General features: G+C 69.4%; 13 protein-coding genes and 2 pseudogenes. 10 read left to right on the forward strand and 5 right to left on the reverse strand.

Annotated features, from left to right (window positions below):
• Positions 1-195, forward strand: a pseudogene (locus JHN63_RS53410) (hypothetical protein); the annotation flags it as partial.
• 341 nt (positions 196-536) lie between these two features.
• Here the strand turns inward: JHN63_RS53410 and JHN63_RS43185 are convergent.
• Positions 537-1,010 (reverse strand): hypothetical protein, encoded by a 474-nt coding sequence (locus JHN63_RS43185; protein ID WP_200690600.1) that lies wholly within the window; start codon positions 1,008-1,010, stop codon positions 537-539.
• 162 nt (positions 1,011-1,172) lie between these two features.
• On the reverse strand, positions 1,173-2,417 hold the full coding sequence (locus JHN63_RS43190) for an ROK family transcriptional regulator (RefSeq protein WP_200690601.1): 1,245 nt from the start codon (positions 2,415-2,417) through the stop codon (positions 1,173-1,175).
• Between the two features lie 306 nt (positions 2,418-2,723).
• On the opposite strand from JHN63_RS43190, the gene JHN63_RS43195 reads away from it, so the two are divergent.
• The 4 genes from JHN63_RS43195 to JHN63_RS43210 are packed head-to-tail and all read left to right on the forward strand — an operon-like array spanning position 2,724 to position 8,991.
• Complete coding sequence (locus JHN63_RS43195) at positions 2,724-4,073, forward strand: extracellular solute-binding protein (RefSeq protein ID WP_234478551.1); 1,350 nt, start codon at positions 2,724-2,726, stop codon at positions 4,071-4,073.
• Entirely contained in the window at positions 4,070-4,999 is a 930-nt protein-coding gene (locus tag JHN63_RS43200) for a carbohydrate ABC transporter permease (RefSeq protein ID WP_200690603.1), read from the forward strand. Before JHN63_RS43195 ends, JHN63_RS43200 begins: the two co-directional genes overlap by 4 nt.
• The gene (locus JHN63_RS43205) at positions 4,999-5,898 is read left to right on the forward strand and encodes a carbohydrate ABC transporter permease (protein WP_200690604.1); all 900 of its coding nucleotides are present in this window, start codon (positions 4,999-5,001) and stop codon (positions 5,896-5,898) included. Before JHN63_RS43200 ends, JHN63_RS43205 begins: the two co-directional genes overlap by 1 nt.
• 30 nt (positions 5,899-5,928) lie before the next feature.
• Positions 5,929-8,991: a glycoside hydrolase family 38 C-terminal domain-containing protein gene (locus JHN63_RS43210; RefSeq protein WP_200690605.1), complete on the forward strand. Its 3,063-nt coding sequence runs from the start codon at positions 5,929-5,931 to the stop codon at positions 8,989-8,991.
• 57 nt (positions 8,992-9,048) lie between these two features.
• On the opposite strand, the gene JHN63_RS43215 is transcribed toward JHN63_RS43210, so the two are convergent.
• The 3 genes from JHN63_RS43215 to JHN63_RS43225 all read right to left on the reverse strand — a co-directional run bounded on the left by JHN63_RS43215 (position 9,049) and on the right by JHN63_RS43225 (position 11,569).
• The gene (locus JHN63_RS43215; RefSeq protein ID WP_200690606.1) at positions 9,049-9,423 is read right to left on the reverse strand and encodes a hypothetical protein; all 375 of its coding nucleotides are present in this window, start codon (positions 9,421-9,423) and stop codon (positions 9,049-9,051) included.
• Between the two features lie 1,053 nt (positions 9,424-10,476).
• Entirely contained in the window at positions 10,477-10,635 is a 159-nt protein-coding gene (locus tag JHN63_RS43220; RefSeq protein WP_200690607.1) for a hypothetical protein, read from the reverse strand.
• Positions 10,636-10,663: 28 nt separating this feature from the next.
• On the reverse strand, positions 10,664-11,569 hold the full coding sequence (locus JHN63_RS43225) for a LysR family transcriptional regulator (protein ID WP_200690608.1): 906 nt from the start codon (positions 11,567-11,569) through the stop codon (positions 10,664-10,666).
• 137 nt (positions 11,570-11,706) lie between these two features.
• Between JHN63_RS43225 and JHN63_RS43230 the strand changes: the two are divergent.
• The 5 genes and pseudogenes from JHN63_RS43230 to JHN63_RS43250 all read left to right on the forward strand — a co-directional run.
• Positions 11,707-12,135 (forward strand): annotated as a pseudogene (locus JHN63_RS43230) (inositol monophosphatase family protein); the annotation flags it as partial.
• A 136-nt stretch (positions 12,136-12,271) separates the two neighbouring features.
• A complete protein-coding gene (locus tag JHN63_RS43235; RefSeq protein ID WP_200690609.1) occupies positions 12,272-12,868 on the forward strand; it encodes an NADPH-dependent F420 reductase in 597 nt (198 codons plus the stop codon).
• Between the two features lie 175 nt (positions 12,869-13,043).
• Positions 13,044-13,289 carry a hypothetical protein gene (locus tag JHN63_RS43240; protein WP_200690610.1) on the forward strand — a complete coding sequence of 82 codons (246 nt, stop codon included), beginning with the start codon at positions 13,044-13,046 and terminating at the stop codon, positions 13,287-13,289.
• 52 nt (positions 13,290-13,341) lie between these two features.
• Positions 13,342-13,605, forward strand: a complete 264-nt coding sequence (locus JHN63_RS43245) for a hypothetical protein (protein ID WP_200690611.1) — start codon at positions 13,342-13,344, stop codon at positions 13,603-13,605.
• A gap of 374 nt (positions 13,606-13,979) precedes the next feature.
• Positions 13,980-14,182 (forward strand): twin-arginine translocation signal domain-containing protein (locus JHN63_RS43250; RefSeq protein WP_200690612.1); only part of this gene is annotated, 203 nt, incomplete at its 3' end.

Consider the following 14,182-nt stretch of genomic DNA (forward strand, 5'->3'; position numbering starts at 1 on the left):
GTCGCGGCGCCGCCGGGCATCTCCTTCCAGGAGGTCCCGCCGCCACCTCCCCAGCCCGGCCTCCCCCGCGCCCGCACCGAGCCGCCCAGCCCGGCGACCGGCCTGCCGGGGGACGTTGACCCGGGGCGCTTCGCGCTACCGCCCGAGTGCGGGTCGAAGAACGGCCTGGCAACAGCCCCCGCCTGCCTGCAGTGACAGCCGTCCAGGCACTGCGGGCGCACCTCGCTCCCGAAGGACGCGGCACGGTGACCCGCGCCCGCCCGATGTTCTCGCTCCAACACGCGGGCCGCGCCGCCACAGTAGTGAGGGCGAACCGGTGTGGTACAGCGGCCCACGATGATCCGCACCGCTGGTCCCCGGCTCACCGCCCGAGCTCGCCTCGATGTTGCCGTTCGTCTCCCTGCTGATCGAGCTGCTCCCCTCATCCCCTCCGGCGCCTCTCGCTTTCCGACGGTCAGCGGGTCCCGTTCACGCCAAGAGCGCCCGAGTCGGCCGAAGCCGACCCGGGCGTCCAACCAATCCACGTGTACAGACGTCTACTTGATGGTCCGGTAGGCCCGGTGGATCGTCTGCTTCAGGGTGTTGCCGGCCGCGTCCGTGAGCGTCACGCGCAGGGAGACCGTGCCCGCCTTCGCCGGGTGGCGCAGGTCGAGGCGCTTGCCGTCGACCGCCTTCGCCGGGTGCCAGGTCCGGCCGTCGTCGTACGAGACGGAGAAGGCCAGCTTGCGGGCGGTGCGCGCGGTGGCCGCGCCCTCGACCGTGAACGGGACGGAGAAACGTGTACCCGCCTTGGCCGTGCTCTCCGTGGACAGCCGGGGCGTGAAGCGGACCACCGACAGCGGCATCCGCTGCCCGACACCGGCGACGTGCGCGGAGGTGAAGGTCCACTCGGCGGTGACGCGGGTGCTGACCGAGGACAGCGTGGTGGGGCGGGAGACGTCCGTGGTGAGACGGAACGAGCGCTTGGCAGCGGGGAGTTCGTACGAGACGCCGGTCAGTGGCGTGTCCACGGCGAAGACCCGCGTGCCGCCCGCATTCAGGGTGCTCCTGGCCCTGCTGTATCGGGAGTCGCCGATGTGGCCGGCCCCGTCGGAGAAGAGGGGGAGGTAGGCGAGGAAGGTGTCGCCGACGCGGACCGCGCCCGGGCGGTCCTCGCTGGGTCGGGGAACGGTTCACCCTGGCGTGTCCGTCAGCATCCGCCACCCGGGCGCGTAGTTGCCGTGCAGCACCAGCGACGCCGCTCCCACCGCGCCAACCGTGTCCCCGATGACGCTCTGTTCGACCGCGACCGAGCGGATCGTGCGGGCGACGGACGTTCGATTGACCGCGGTCTCGATCTCCTCCCGCACGATCGACTCGATACCGCGCAGCGCCTCGCCCCCCAGGACGACCCGGCTGACGTCGAGGAGGCTCGCGGCACCCCGTGCGGCTTCGCCGATGCGGCGGGCGGCCCGTCGTACGACGTCACAGGCGTCGGGGTCACCGGCGCGGGCGGCGCGGCGCAGGACCTTCCAGTCGTGGTGGGCGGAGTCGGGTGTGCCTCTCAGCCCGATCCGGTCGGCGGCGGGGCGGCCGTGCAGACGCAGCAGGTCGTCGATGATCGCGGGCGGGCTGACGTACGGGCCCAGGCAGTCGAGGGCGCCGCACTGGCAGACTCGGTCGCCCGGTTCCACCGCCATGTGGCCGAACTCGCCGGCGTTGCCCGAATCGCCGTGCAGCACCGTGTTGTTGAGGACGATGCCGGCGCCGATGCCCGTGCCGAAGTAGAGGAACAGGAAGCTTCCCGCGCGCTCGGCACCGCCGATCCAGCGCTCGCCTATCGCCGCCGCGGTCGCGTCGTTGTCGAGGGCGACGGGCAGACCGGTGGCCGCGCCGAACATGCCCGCGAGGGGAACGCGACCCCAGCCAGGGAAGTTCGGTGGGGAGACCACCGCGCCGGTCGTGCCGTCGAGCGGGCCGGGCGCGGCGATGCCGAGGCCGAGCAGCCGGGCACGGTCGACGCCGGTGCGGTCGACGAGCCGTCCGGCGGCGCGGGCGACCCGGTCCACGACGTCGGCGGGGTCCCCGGCGTCGGCGAGCCTCAGCCGCCGGCCGCCGATCACCTGACCGGCCAGGTCGACGACGACGATGACGGCGGCGTCGGGGTCGAGGTGGACGCCGACGGCACACGCGCCGTCGGCGCGGATGGAGAGCAGGGTGCGACGCTTGCCGCCGCTGGAAGGTGCCTGTCCCGACTCCGCGACCAGACCGGCGTCGAGGAGCTTGCGGACGACGTTGGAGACGGTCTGGTTGGTGAGGCCGGTGAGCTGGGCCAGTTCGACCCGGCTGACCTGTCCCGTGGTCCTGATGGCGTCCAGCACGACGGCCTGGTTGTAGCCGCCGACGCGCGGCAGGTTCGTACCGCTGAGCGTCGTCACCTGTCAGTCACCTGTGCCCCCTGTATGAGACCGGCCTGCCCGGACCGGCCGCGGGGCCGCCGAGAGGCATACCGGCGGGTCCGCCAGTGACGGAAGTTTACATACTCGAAGCATTGACTTCATCCATCAAATGGATTTAGCTAGCGCCCACCAAATCCGGCCATGACGGCCAGACAGCGCAGGGCGGCGCCGAGCGTGGGGCGTCGTCGGTCTGGCCTCTCATCCGGTAAAACTCCCGGTCTTCCCTCAGGTTTCCGTTCCGGAGGAACCACTGTGCGCTCGTCGAGAATCGTCACCGCCGCGGCCATGACCGCGGCCACCGCTCTGGCTGTCACCGGCTGCGGTTCGGGCACTTCAGGCAGCTCGGCCAAGTCGATCAAAGTCGTCTACTGGCAGAACCTGGACAGCACGAACAAGCTCCAGGCCACCTTCCTCGCCTCGATGGTGAAGCAGTTCACCAAGGCCAACCCGGGCACCAAGGTCACCCTCGTGCCGGTCACCGCCTCCGAGAACGACTACTACACCAAGATCCAGCTCATGATGCGCTCCCCCGCGACCGCGCCCGACCTGGTCTACGAGGACACCGCACTGATCAACTCCGACATCGCGGGCGGCTACCTCAAGCCCCTCGACGCCTACACGGCGAAGTGGAGCGACTGGTCGCAGTACGCCAAGGCCGCCAAGGGAGCGGTGACCGGCGCGTCCGACGGCAAGACGTACGCCGTGCCGGACGACACCGACACCCGCGGGATCTGGTACAACAAGCAGCTTCTGGAGAAGGCCGGGGTGTCCGTCCCCTGGCAGCCCAAGACGTGGGCCGATGTGATCGCCACCGCCAGGAATGTCAAGGCGAAGCTGCCGGGCGTCACCCCGCTGAACCTCTACACGGGCCAGGCGGGCGGCGAGGCGTCCTCCATGCAGGGCTTCGAGATGCTGCTCTACGGCACACCGGCCGGCGACAAGTCCCTCTACGACGCCTCGCAGAAGAAGTGGGTGGTGGGGAGCCAGGGCTTCAAGGACGCGCTGGACTTCGTCCACACCGTATACAGCCAGGGTCTCGGCCCGTCCAAGGAGCAGGCGCTGGGCGCCAACTTCGGGACCGCCGTGGGCACCGAGCTGATCCCCGAGGGCAAGCTGGCGATCGACATCGACGGCTCCTGGATGCCCAACAACTGGAGTTCCGCGGCGGCCAAGCCGTGGACCGAGTGGCAGTCGGTGATGGGCACCGCGGCCATGCCGACGCAGAACGGCCAGGCACCCGGCCGCACCAGCATGTCCGGCGGATGGGCCTGGTCGATCCCCGCGAAGGCGGGGAACGCGGATCTCGCCTGGAAGTTCCTCTCGACCACGCTCCAGACGAAGACCAACGCGGCCCAGTGGAACGCGACCAACGCGAACATCGCGGTACGCACGGACGTGGCGTCGGACTCGACGTATCTGAACTCGGTGCCGACCAACAAGTTCTTCACCGAGCTGGTCGCCGACACCCACTACCGGCCCGGACTGCCCGCCTACAACCAGGTCTCCACCGCGATCCAGAAGGCGATGGAGTCCGTGACCACCGGTCAGGCGTCCGTCGACAAGGCCGCATCGACTTTTGATAACGATGTCAAAGCGGCCGTGGGCGGCGACAAGACCGTCAAGGGCGGCTCATGACCGCCCTGGCCCCCGCGCCCCACGGGACCGGCGCCCACCGCCGGTCCCGTGGGGCGCCCGCCCCCGCCGTACGCTCACTGCTGCGCGGACTGCCGACCCTGCCGGCCGTGGTGCTGCTCGCCGTCTTCCTGGCCGGGCCGATCGGGTACTGCGTCTACTACGCGTTCACCGACATGCAGCTCACGGGCGCCTCCGGAGCCCGTTTCATCGGCCTGGACAACTTCACCCGCGCCTTCCGGGACAGCGACTTCCTCAACGCGGTCAAACTGACCCTGGTGTTCGTGGTCGGCTCCGCGGTCATCGGCCAGAACACCCTCGGACTGGCGCTGGCCATCCTGATGCAGAAGGCCACCAAGCCGGTACGGGCCCTCGTCAACGGCGTCGTCATCGCCGCCTGGGTGCTGCCCGAGGTGGTCGCCGGCTATCTGATGTACGCCTTCTTCTACGACCAGGGCTCGCTCAACTCCCTGCTCGACACCCTGCACCTGCCGGGCCAGAACTGGCTGTACACGATGCCGATCCTCGCCGTGTGCCTGGCCAACGTCTGGCGCGGGACGGCCTTCTCGATGATGGTCTTCACCGCCGCCATCAACGACGTGCCCCAGGAGTTGACCGAGGCCGCCGAGATGGACGGCGCGAACCCCTGGCAGCGGCTGTGGCGGGTGGTCCTCCCCGTCATCAGGCCGTCGATCCTGACCAACCTGATGCTCATCACGCTCCAGACGCTCTCCGTCTTCGGCCTGATCTACACCATGACCCGCGGCGGACCCGGCAACAAGAGCGAGACCCTGCCGATCTTCATGTACCAACAGGCCTTCCAGAACAGCCTGATCGGCTACGGCACCGCCATCGCCCTGGTCCTGCTCGTGGTGGGCGCCCTGTTCTCCGTCGTGTACATCCGGCTGCTGAAACTGGAGGACGACTGATGGCCGCTGTCGCCACGCCCCCCGCCACCTCCGCCGGACACACCATCGCCCCGAGGACCGGCCCCGCCCGCGGCGGTCGCCGCTTCCGGCCCAGTCGCGTCCTGATCAACGTCGTACTGCTGGCGGTCTCGGTGCTGTACGTGCTGCCGTTGGTGTGGATGCTGCTCGCCTCGGTGAGCGACACCAACTCCTTCCGGCTGACCATGCCTTCGTCGCTGACACTGGACAACTTCGACGCCGTCCTCAACGTCGACACCACCTACCGGCCGATGCTCAACAGCCTGCTGCTGTGCGGCTTCGGGACCGCGGTGACGGTCGTGGTGTCCGTGCTGGCCGCCTACCCGCTGTCGCGCTACCGCTCCCGGCTGCGCCGCCCGTTCCTCTATACGATCCTGTTCTCCACCGGCCTGCCCATCACCGCCGTGATGATCCCGGTGTACAGCATGTTCGTGCAGGTCAACCTGATCGACTCGATGCCCGCGACGGTCCTGTTCCTGGCCGCCTCGGCGCTGCCGTTCGGCATCTGGCTGATGAAGAACTTCATGGACGGAGTTCCCGTCGTCCTGGAGGAGGCGGCCCGGATCGACGGCGCGAACACCATGCAACTGCTGTGGCGGGTGGTGCTCCCGCTGATGCGGCCCGGTGTCGTCGTGGTCACCGTCTTCACCTTCATCGGCATGTGGGGAAACTTCTTCGTCCCCTTCATCCTGCTGCTGTCACCGGAGAAACTCCCCGCGTCCGTCAGCGTGTTCACCTTCCTCAGCGCCCATGACCAGACGCAGTACGGGCAGTTGTCGGCGTTCTCCCTCATCTACTCGATGCCCGTGGTCCTGCTCTATGTACTGCTGTCCCGCAAGCTGGGCGGCGGATTCGCCCTCGGCGGCGCGCTCAAGGGCTGAACTCCCCCACCCGTACGGAGAAAGACACCCATGCACAACGACCGTGACGTCATCGAACAGCGGCTGGCACGTGTTCTGAACGAGCGCATCCGGCCCGCCGTCCACGCCCGGTGCGTCCCCCTCGACGTGGAGATCTGGAGCGTGCCCGGCGAGCCGGTGCCCGTGCCCGAGGGTCTCGCCGCCCCCTACCGTCCCGCGCGGGTGGGCGACCGGTGGGGGCCCGCCTGGTCGACGAGCTGGTTCAAGGTCGATGGAACGATCCCCGCGGAGTGGGCCGGCGAGACGGTCGAGGCCGTGCTGGACCTCGGTTTCGCCACCCACTCCCCCGGCTTCTCGGCCGAGGGACTCGTCTACCGTGCCGACGGCACCGCGGTGAAGGCTCTCAACCCGCGCAACACCTGGGTCCCCGTCACCGAACGGGCGTCCGGCGGCGAGGAGTTCACCGCCTTCGTCGAGGCCGCGGCGAATCCGGTCGTCATGCATGTGGCACCCGACGAGCTGACCTTCGGCCCGACCCCGGTGGGCGGACGGGCGCCCTGGCTGGGCGACGGCACCGACGCTCCGGGTGAACCCCTTTACCGGCTGCGCCGCCTGGACCTCGCCGTCCTCGACCGGAACGTGCATGAACTCGTGCAGGACCTCGACGTCCTGGGACAGTTGATGCACGAGCTGTCGCCCGACTCCCCGCGCCGCTGGCAGATCCTCCAGGCGGTCGGCCGGGCCCTGGACGCGATCGACCTCCAGGACGTCGGCGGCAGCGCGACGGCAGCCCGCGCCCACCTCTCCCCCGCCCTGGCGGCTCCCGCGCACGCGAGCGCACACCGCGTCTCGGCCGTCGGACATGCCCACATCGACACCGCCTGGCTGTGGCCGCTGCGCGAAACGGTCCGCAAGGTCGCCCGCACGGTCTCCAATGTCACCCAACTCATGGACGACCACCCGGAGTTCAAGTTCGTGATGTCGCAGGCGCAACAACTGGCCTGGCTCAAGGAGCACCGCCCCGAGGTGTACGCGCGGGCCCAGGAGAAGGCCAAGACCGGGCAGTTCCTGCCGACCGGCAGCCTGTGGGTGGAGCCCGACACCAACATCACGGGCGGCGAGGCGCTGGTGCGTCAGTTCGTGCACGGCAAGCGCTTCTACCTGGAGGAGTTCGGGGTCGAGACCGAGGAGATGTGGCTCCCGGACACCTTCGGCTACAACGCGGCGCTGCCGCAGTTGATGAAACTGGCCGGGGTGCGCTGGTTCCTCACCCAGAAGATCTCCTGGAACACCACCAACAAGTTCCCGCACCACACCTTCTGGTGGGAGGGCATCGACGGCACCCGCATCTTCAGCCACTTCCCGCCCGTCGACAGTTACAACGGCGAGCTGTCCGGCGCCGAAGTCGCCCACACCGTAAGGAACTTCCAGGAGAAGGGTCCCGCCAACCACTCCCTGATCCCGTTCGGCTACGGCGACGGAGGCGGCGGTCCCACCCGCGAGATGCTCTCCCGCGCCGCGCGTCTGAGGGATCTGGAGGGCTCGGCCCGCGTCGAGATCGAGCCGCCGACCGACTTCTTCGAGCGCGCCCACGCCGAGTACGAGGCGAACGGCGGCGCCCCCGTCTGGTCCGGCGAACTGTATCTGGAGTTCCACCGCGGCACCCTCACCAGTCAGCTCGCCACCAAGCAGGGCAACCGACGCAGCGAACACCTCCTGCGCGAGGCCGAGTTGTGGGCAGCGACAGCCGCGGTACGGCACGGGCTGCCGTATCCGTACGAGGCGCTGGACCGGCTGTGGAAGACGGTGCTGCTGCACCAGTTCCACGACATCCTGCCCGGGACGTCGATCGCCTGGGTGCACCGCGAGGCCGAGGAGACGTACGCGGAGGTCGCCCGTGAGCTGGAGGAGCTGATCGGGACGGCGCAGCGGGCGCTCGCCGGTACCGGCGAGGGATCCGTGGTCTTCAACGCGGCGCCCCATCACCGCGGTGGCGTCGCGGCGTTCGGCGCGGTCCCCCGTTCCGTCTCGTCGGAGGCTCCCGTGGCACCGGTGCCCGACGGGGACGGATTCGTCCTCGACAACTCCCTGGTACAGGTCGTGGTGGACAGCCGGGGGCTCGTCACCTCGGCGTACGACCACACGGCCGGCCGGGAGGCGCTGGCGCCCGGCGCGGTCGGCAATCTGCTCCAGCTCCACCAGGACTTCCCCAACCAGTGGGACGCCTGGGACATCGACGCGTTCTACCGCAACACCGTCCGCGACCTCACGGAGGCGGACTCGGTCACCTCGACCGGGGACGGTGTCCGCGTGGTCCGGGTCTTCGGCGACTCCCGCATCGAACAGACCCTTTCCCTCCCCGCCGGCTCCAAGCGGCTGGTGATCGACACGCTCGTCGACTGGCACGAACGGGAGAAGCTCCTCAAGACCGCCTTCCCCATGGACGTACGGGCCGCCCACTCCACAGCCGAGATCCCCTTCGGCCATGTCGAGCGCCCCACCCACACCAACACCAGTTGGGACGCGGCCAAGTTCGAGGTCTGCGCCCACCGCTTCCTGCACATCGGCGAGCCCGACTGGGGCGTCGCCCTGGTCAACGACTCCTCCTACGGCCACGACGTCACCCGTGACGTCCGCGCCGACGGCGGAACGACCACCACGGTCCGGCTCTCCCTGCTTCGAGCGGCCCGGTTCCCCGATCCGGACCAGGACCAGGGCACCCACCGGCTCGGCTACGCGCTCCTGATCGGCGCAGACGTCGCCGACGCGACACGGGAGGGCTACCACTTCAACCTTCCGGAACGCACGGTGCCGGGCAGTACGGCGGTCGCCCCATTGGTCGCGGTCGATCATGACGGAGTGGTCGTCGAGGCGGTCAAGCTCGCCGACGACCGCTCAGGAGACATCGTCGTACGCCTCTACGAGTCCCGCGGCATCCGTGCCCGGGCCACCCTCACCACCTCGTTCCCCCTGTCCTCGGCCACCGCGACGGACCTCCTCGAACGTCCCCTGGACGACCCGACAAGCCACCGGTACACGGGCGACGACGTGGAGGTGACCCTGCGTCCGTTCCAGATCCTGACGCTGCGCCTGCGACCCGGCCTGGGTGGCTGACGCGGCGAGGAAGTACCGTTCCCCGCGCACCGAACGGGGCGGCGTCCGATCCCTCGGTTACCGAACTCGTCGGACTGTTGTGGGATCGGGAGTGAGGGTGCGCCCGGCGGCGACGAGGCAGCGGTCGATGAGGTCGGGTCGAAGCTGGACATGGCCCAGGGTGAGTTCACCGTTTCCCGAGACCCGGGCGCGCGTTCCTGGCGCCGGCAGATTCGCGTCCGCCATCGCTTTGGTCAGACGTTCCACCGGAGCCAGTCCGACACGGATCAGCAACCCGTTGACCACCAGCATGGCGGCCAGGCCGCCGCCGATCACCAGCGCCTCGCGCAGAAGAACAGGGCTGGACACCGTGCCCCACGGACTGATGAGCAACGCGGTCGCGATGGCGAGCACCACGGCGTTCGACACGAGCATCCGCCAGAACAGCGACACGCCCCGTCTCCCCCTGCCCCCGTACCGGCCTCCCTATGACCGGAGTCCGTTTCCGGACACAGCCTTGCTGATCATGGACTGTGATTCCATACATGGTGTCACCCACCTTTCGGCCCTCCACCCATGTGTGGCGCGACCCTTGAGTCGGCACGGTTCGCGTGGAAGAACCTCCCGACTCAGGGAGTGATGACAGACAGTTCGACCGCAGCCCGGCGTGGGGGCGAGCAGGTGGCCGGCACGATCGTCCTGGACGAGCTACTCACAGGAACTGCTCAGGACCCGGCCCGATCGACCATCCGGCGTGGCCGCTGATCTGGCCGAGGATGGACACCGCCGTGTCGTTGGCACAGACGATCGCAGCGTCGCAGGCGTGGACACGTTGGGGAGCGGATTCGGTGACGTCCTGATGGATCCTGCGGTCCGGCTCGTCTCAACTGGTACGTACGTCAACTGCCCCAGGTACGCGCGCCGGCTGCGGCACCCGCCCGCAGGTCGGCTCGGCAGCGCGGCGTCGACGATGACCTTCAGCCCCCTGACACGGTGGTGACGGGCGGGGTGCACGGCCTCCCAGGTCTGCCCCTCCTCCATCTCGCCATCGGATAACGCGAAAGTGCGGCCGGAGTCCCCAAGCGGCCGACGGCCGATCTCCATGCCCACGGCCTGCTCGAGAGGGCGCGCCGTCCTGATGTCTCATCGCAGGATCGTCTTTGACGGACCGTCAGACTCCTCTCCGAGGTGGTGCGAATTCTTCGGTGAGGCGGCGTGCCATCAGGGCGATCATCGCGATGTAGATCACGGCGGTGGAACGATCGGGAGAGCTTCGTGGTCGCAGGCCAGGCGGCGGTGGAGCATCAGCCGGTCGAGCGTTCCCTCTGCCGCCCGCTTCCCCACCGGCGCGGTTTCACGGTGAAGCCCCGGGTGCCTCGGGCGACGTGGGTGCGGCGGACGATTTCAAGGTCGATACCGAGCCGTGCCGAGTGGTCGGCGGGGTACTCGCGACAGCCGCGGTCCGCCCAGGCCTTGTGGAGGTGGGGCGGGCGGACGCGATTCGGTTCAGCAGGGCCCCGCCCCCGCGGTGAAGTCCTGGACCCTCGCGGCAGTCACCGGCACGGTCAGCGACAGGCTGGTCGTGTCCATCACGATGCTGCGCTTGCTGCCAACAATCTTCCTGCCGACCTCAACGCCCCGACCGGCAGCCTTCGCCACCGTCATGCCGTCTTCCTGACGGCCCACATCACAGTCATGACCGTGCCGCATCGGTCAGCGCGGTGCGCGCCAGCCCGCGCAGCCAGGTGTGGGCGTGGTCGGTGTCGTAGCGCTGATGCCACGACAGGTACACCGCTGCCGACGGCAGTTCGAGCGGCAGGGGAAGCACGACCAGGCCGAGAACCTCGACCACGGAGCGTGTGGTGGCTTCGGGGGCGGTGACCAGGAGATCAGAGCCACGCACGAACTCCAACGCGGCCGCTTCCGTGGGAGCGGCCGCCACCACACGGCGGGTGAGGGCGAGTCGCGCGAGCGCGTCGTCCACGGCATTGCTGAGGTTTCCACGTCGCGAGACGGCGATGTGCTCGGCACCGGCATACAACTCGGCGGTGACGGCCGGGACGCGGGTGAGGGGATGCCCCCGCCTCACGACAACGACGAGGCGGGTCTCGCCCACGTGCTCGGCACGGATGTCCGGTGCGCTCGGGCGGTTGGCGTTCGCCTCCAGGTCGACCTCGCCGCGCCGCAACCCGGGGGTGTCGACGCTCGATTCAGCGACGAAGCGCAGTCGCACACCCGGCGCCTCGGTCCGTACGGCCGCCAGCAGTGCGGGGCCGCCGAGAGCGACGAGGGAGTCGTGCCAGCGGAGTGTGAAGGTGCGCTCCAGCGTCCCGAGATCGAGTTCGCGGCTCGGCGCCAGCACCCCCTGAACCTGCTGGAGCAGATCGTGCACCTGCTCCCGCACGGCGATCGCGTACGGCGTCGGCGTCATCGTGCGCCCCGTGCGCACCAGGATCTGGTCCCCGGTGGTCCGCCGGATCCGGCCCAGACTCCGGCTCATCGCGGGAGCCGTGACATGCAGGCGCGCGGCCGCCCCGGCCACACTGCCCTCTTCCAGCAGCGCGTCGAACGCAGCGAGCAGATTCAAATCCAATTGCATGAGAGTAATCCTAGCCGTGCCTGACATGCAGTTGAAGTTAACGACGGGGCTGCATACCTTCTAGGCAAGAGCGCACGACGGAACGCGCCGCTTGGCCCGACCGGCCTCATCACCCCTGTTCAGACGGGAGCACCACCATGTCCGAAACGCTTCAGACCACTGACGTCGCCGCCTCCGACGCCGACCTGCTCGCACAGACCGCGATTGCCGTACGTACGGCAGGTTCGGCGCTGCGGGAGCGGTTCGGCGACGTGGTCCGCTACCAGACCCGCGAAGAGCTGATGCGGGCGCTCGCCGTCAACGACGACGCCGTCCTCGAAGTCCTGCGCCCCCGCCTCACGGACCTGCGCCCCCAGGCCCGCTGGGTGGAGGACGAACTCGCGGGCGGTGCGCTGCCGGCCGGTGAATGGTGGGTCGTGGACCCGGCCGAAGGCAACGTCAACCACCTGCACGCCCTGCCCGACTGGGCCGTCACCGCCACCCTCGTGCGCGACCACCAGCCGGTCCTCACCGTGGTCCACCTTCCCCTGACCGGCGAGACCGGTGTAGGTCTCGCCGGTCAGGGGAAGGTGGACCACGGTGAGGACCGGCTGGCCGCCGCGCCCGCCTGGCCGCCGCGCCCGGCGTGCACGCCGAGGCCGCCGCCACGCTCTCGCGCTGACCGCACACCCCGCCCGCAAGCACGGAAAGGACCAGATCATCATGACCACGATCGCAATTCTCGGAAACGGCCGCGTCGGCGGCAGCCTGGCCACAGCCCTCACCCGGGCCGGGCACGAGGTGACCGTGGCGGACCGCTCGCCGGGGGCCGCCGCGGACGCCGCCCGGACCGCCCGGGTCGTCATCAACGCCACGCCGGGCGACACCTCCCTGGACCGGCTCGTCGCGCTGCGCGAGGAACTGCGGGACAAGATCCTCGTCGATGTCTCCAACGCCACCGTCGACGGACCGGACGGACTCCCCGCCGACCTGCTCTATCCCGGCTCGAGCCTCGCCGAACAGCTCCAGGAGTCGCTCCCCGAGACGCGAGTCGTCAAGACACTCAACACCATGCTCTTCACGGTGATGACCGCGCCCGCCACACTCGCCCAGGCGCCCACCGCCTTCCTCTCCGGCGAGAACCAGCAGGCCAAGCGGACCGTACGCGAACTGCTCACCGACCTGGGCTGGCACACAGAGTGGATCACCGATCTCGGCGGAATCCGGACCGCCCGCGCCACGGAGGCCGCGATCCTGTTCGTACCCCACGTGATCCGCTCCAGCGGATTCACCCCCTTCGCGCTCTCCATCGCCCGCTGACACAGAGCGGGACAGAGCACACACCGCGCACGGGCTGTTGCTGCCCAGCCCCTCCCGCGAGCACCCGGCCGGCACTCCCGGACATGGTCAAGCGGAGCCTCGGACACGGGAGTTCGCAACGTCCACCGCGATGCGCCAACCCCGACCCGACCTGGCCGCCTCCGCTGCTCCGTGCATGCTCCCACCTGACCTCGACGGAGTACGAGGCACCGGTGAACTCCCGTCCGTCGGTACCTTCGCCGACGCCCTCCACGATGACGTCGGCGAGAAAGCAGTCCTCAAACTCATCGCCGACAAGCCAGAGCTCCTCCATCTCCTCCCAGTTGCCCCGCGTGCCACTGCCGTTCAGGGGATCGGCGAAGCCGTCGAGCCCTTGACCGAACGACCGAGCGACCGAATCCGGAAGCCCCTCAGGAGATGACCCAGTACCAGGTGGATGTGCCTTTGTCGCTCGAAGACCTCGTCGCCGAAGGATGAGCAGCGTCGGCGGAGTGTGCCGCGTTCACGCGGCGGGCCGCCATGAATCAGCCACGGACGAGGCACACGCACAGGACCTGATGGGCAAGTTCCTGACCCGCACCGAGCGCTACCGGACACTCATCAGCGACGCCACCGACAAGCCGGCCCGGATCACATCGACGCCGGTGGCGGACAGTCCGTACCGAGCCGGCCGGCACCTTGCTCGCGGCAGACGACCCGCTGCCCCCGAGGCGGGACGCGCATCCACCGACCGCTGACCACTCGCGTCGGCTCACCCACGGAACATCCCGGTGCCAAGCACCCCACCGGCTCACATGGAAACGTTCAGTTCGCACCCGCCCCTGTCCCCACCCTCGGCCGAAATGCGTCCGGTTCTCAACTCCGCCGCAGGGGACGGGTGTTGCGCAGGGGCTGGACAGCGGTCCCGGGGGATGCTGTCATCCCTCAGTAGCGCACTTTCCCTCAACGGAAGGCGAGTTGGCGCAACATCCGCATGCGGCACCCCACCCCGCACACCGGACCGTCCGCCGCCCTCGGCGCTGTTGGCACGAAGCATGTTCTGCCGTGACACCCCGTCAGCATGGCGCGCTGACAACGATGTCGAACGCTCGTTGCCCGTCGAAGGAGCCCCATGCCCCCCACGCCACGCCCCGAGGACGACAACCGCCCGCTCCCCGTCGCCGGAACGACCCCACCGTCCAGACGTGACCTGCTGCGCTGGGGAGGGGTGGTCGCCGCGGGTGTCCTGGGCGGCCTCGGCAGCGACGGGACGGCCGCCCACGCCGCCCTTGCCTCACCCGCGGCGGTCGAGGCCGCGGCGTCGACGTTCAGCCC

Origin of the sequence: Streptomyces sp. MBT65, assembly GCF_016612545.1 — a bacterium.
Taxonomy (GTDB): Bacteria; Actinomycetota; Actinomycetes; order Streptomycetales; family Streptomycetaceae; genus Streptomyces.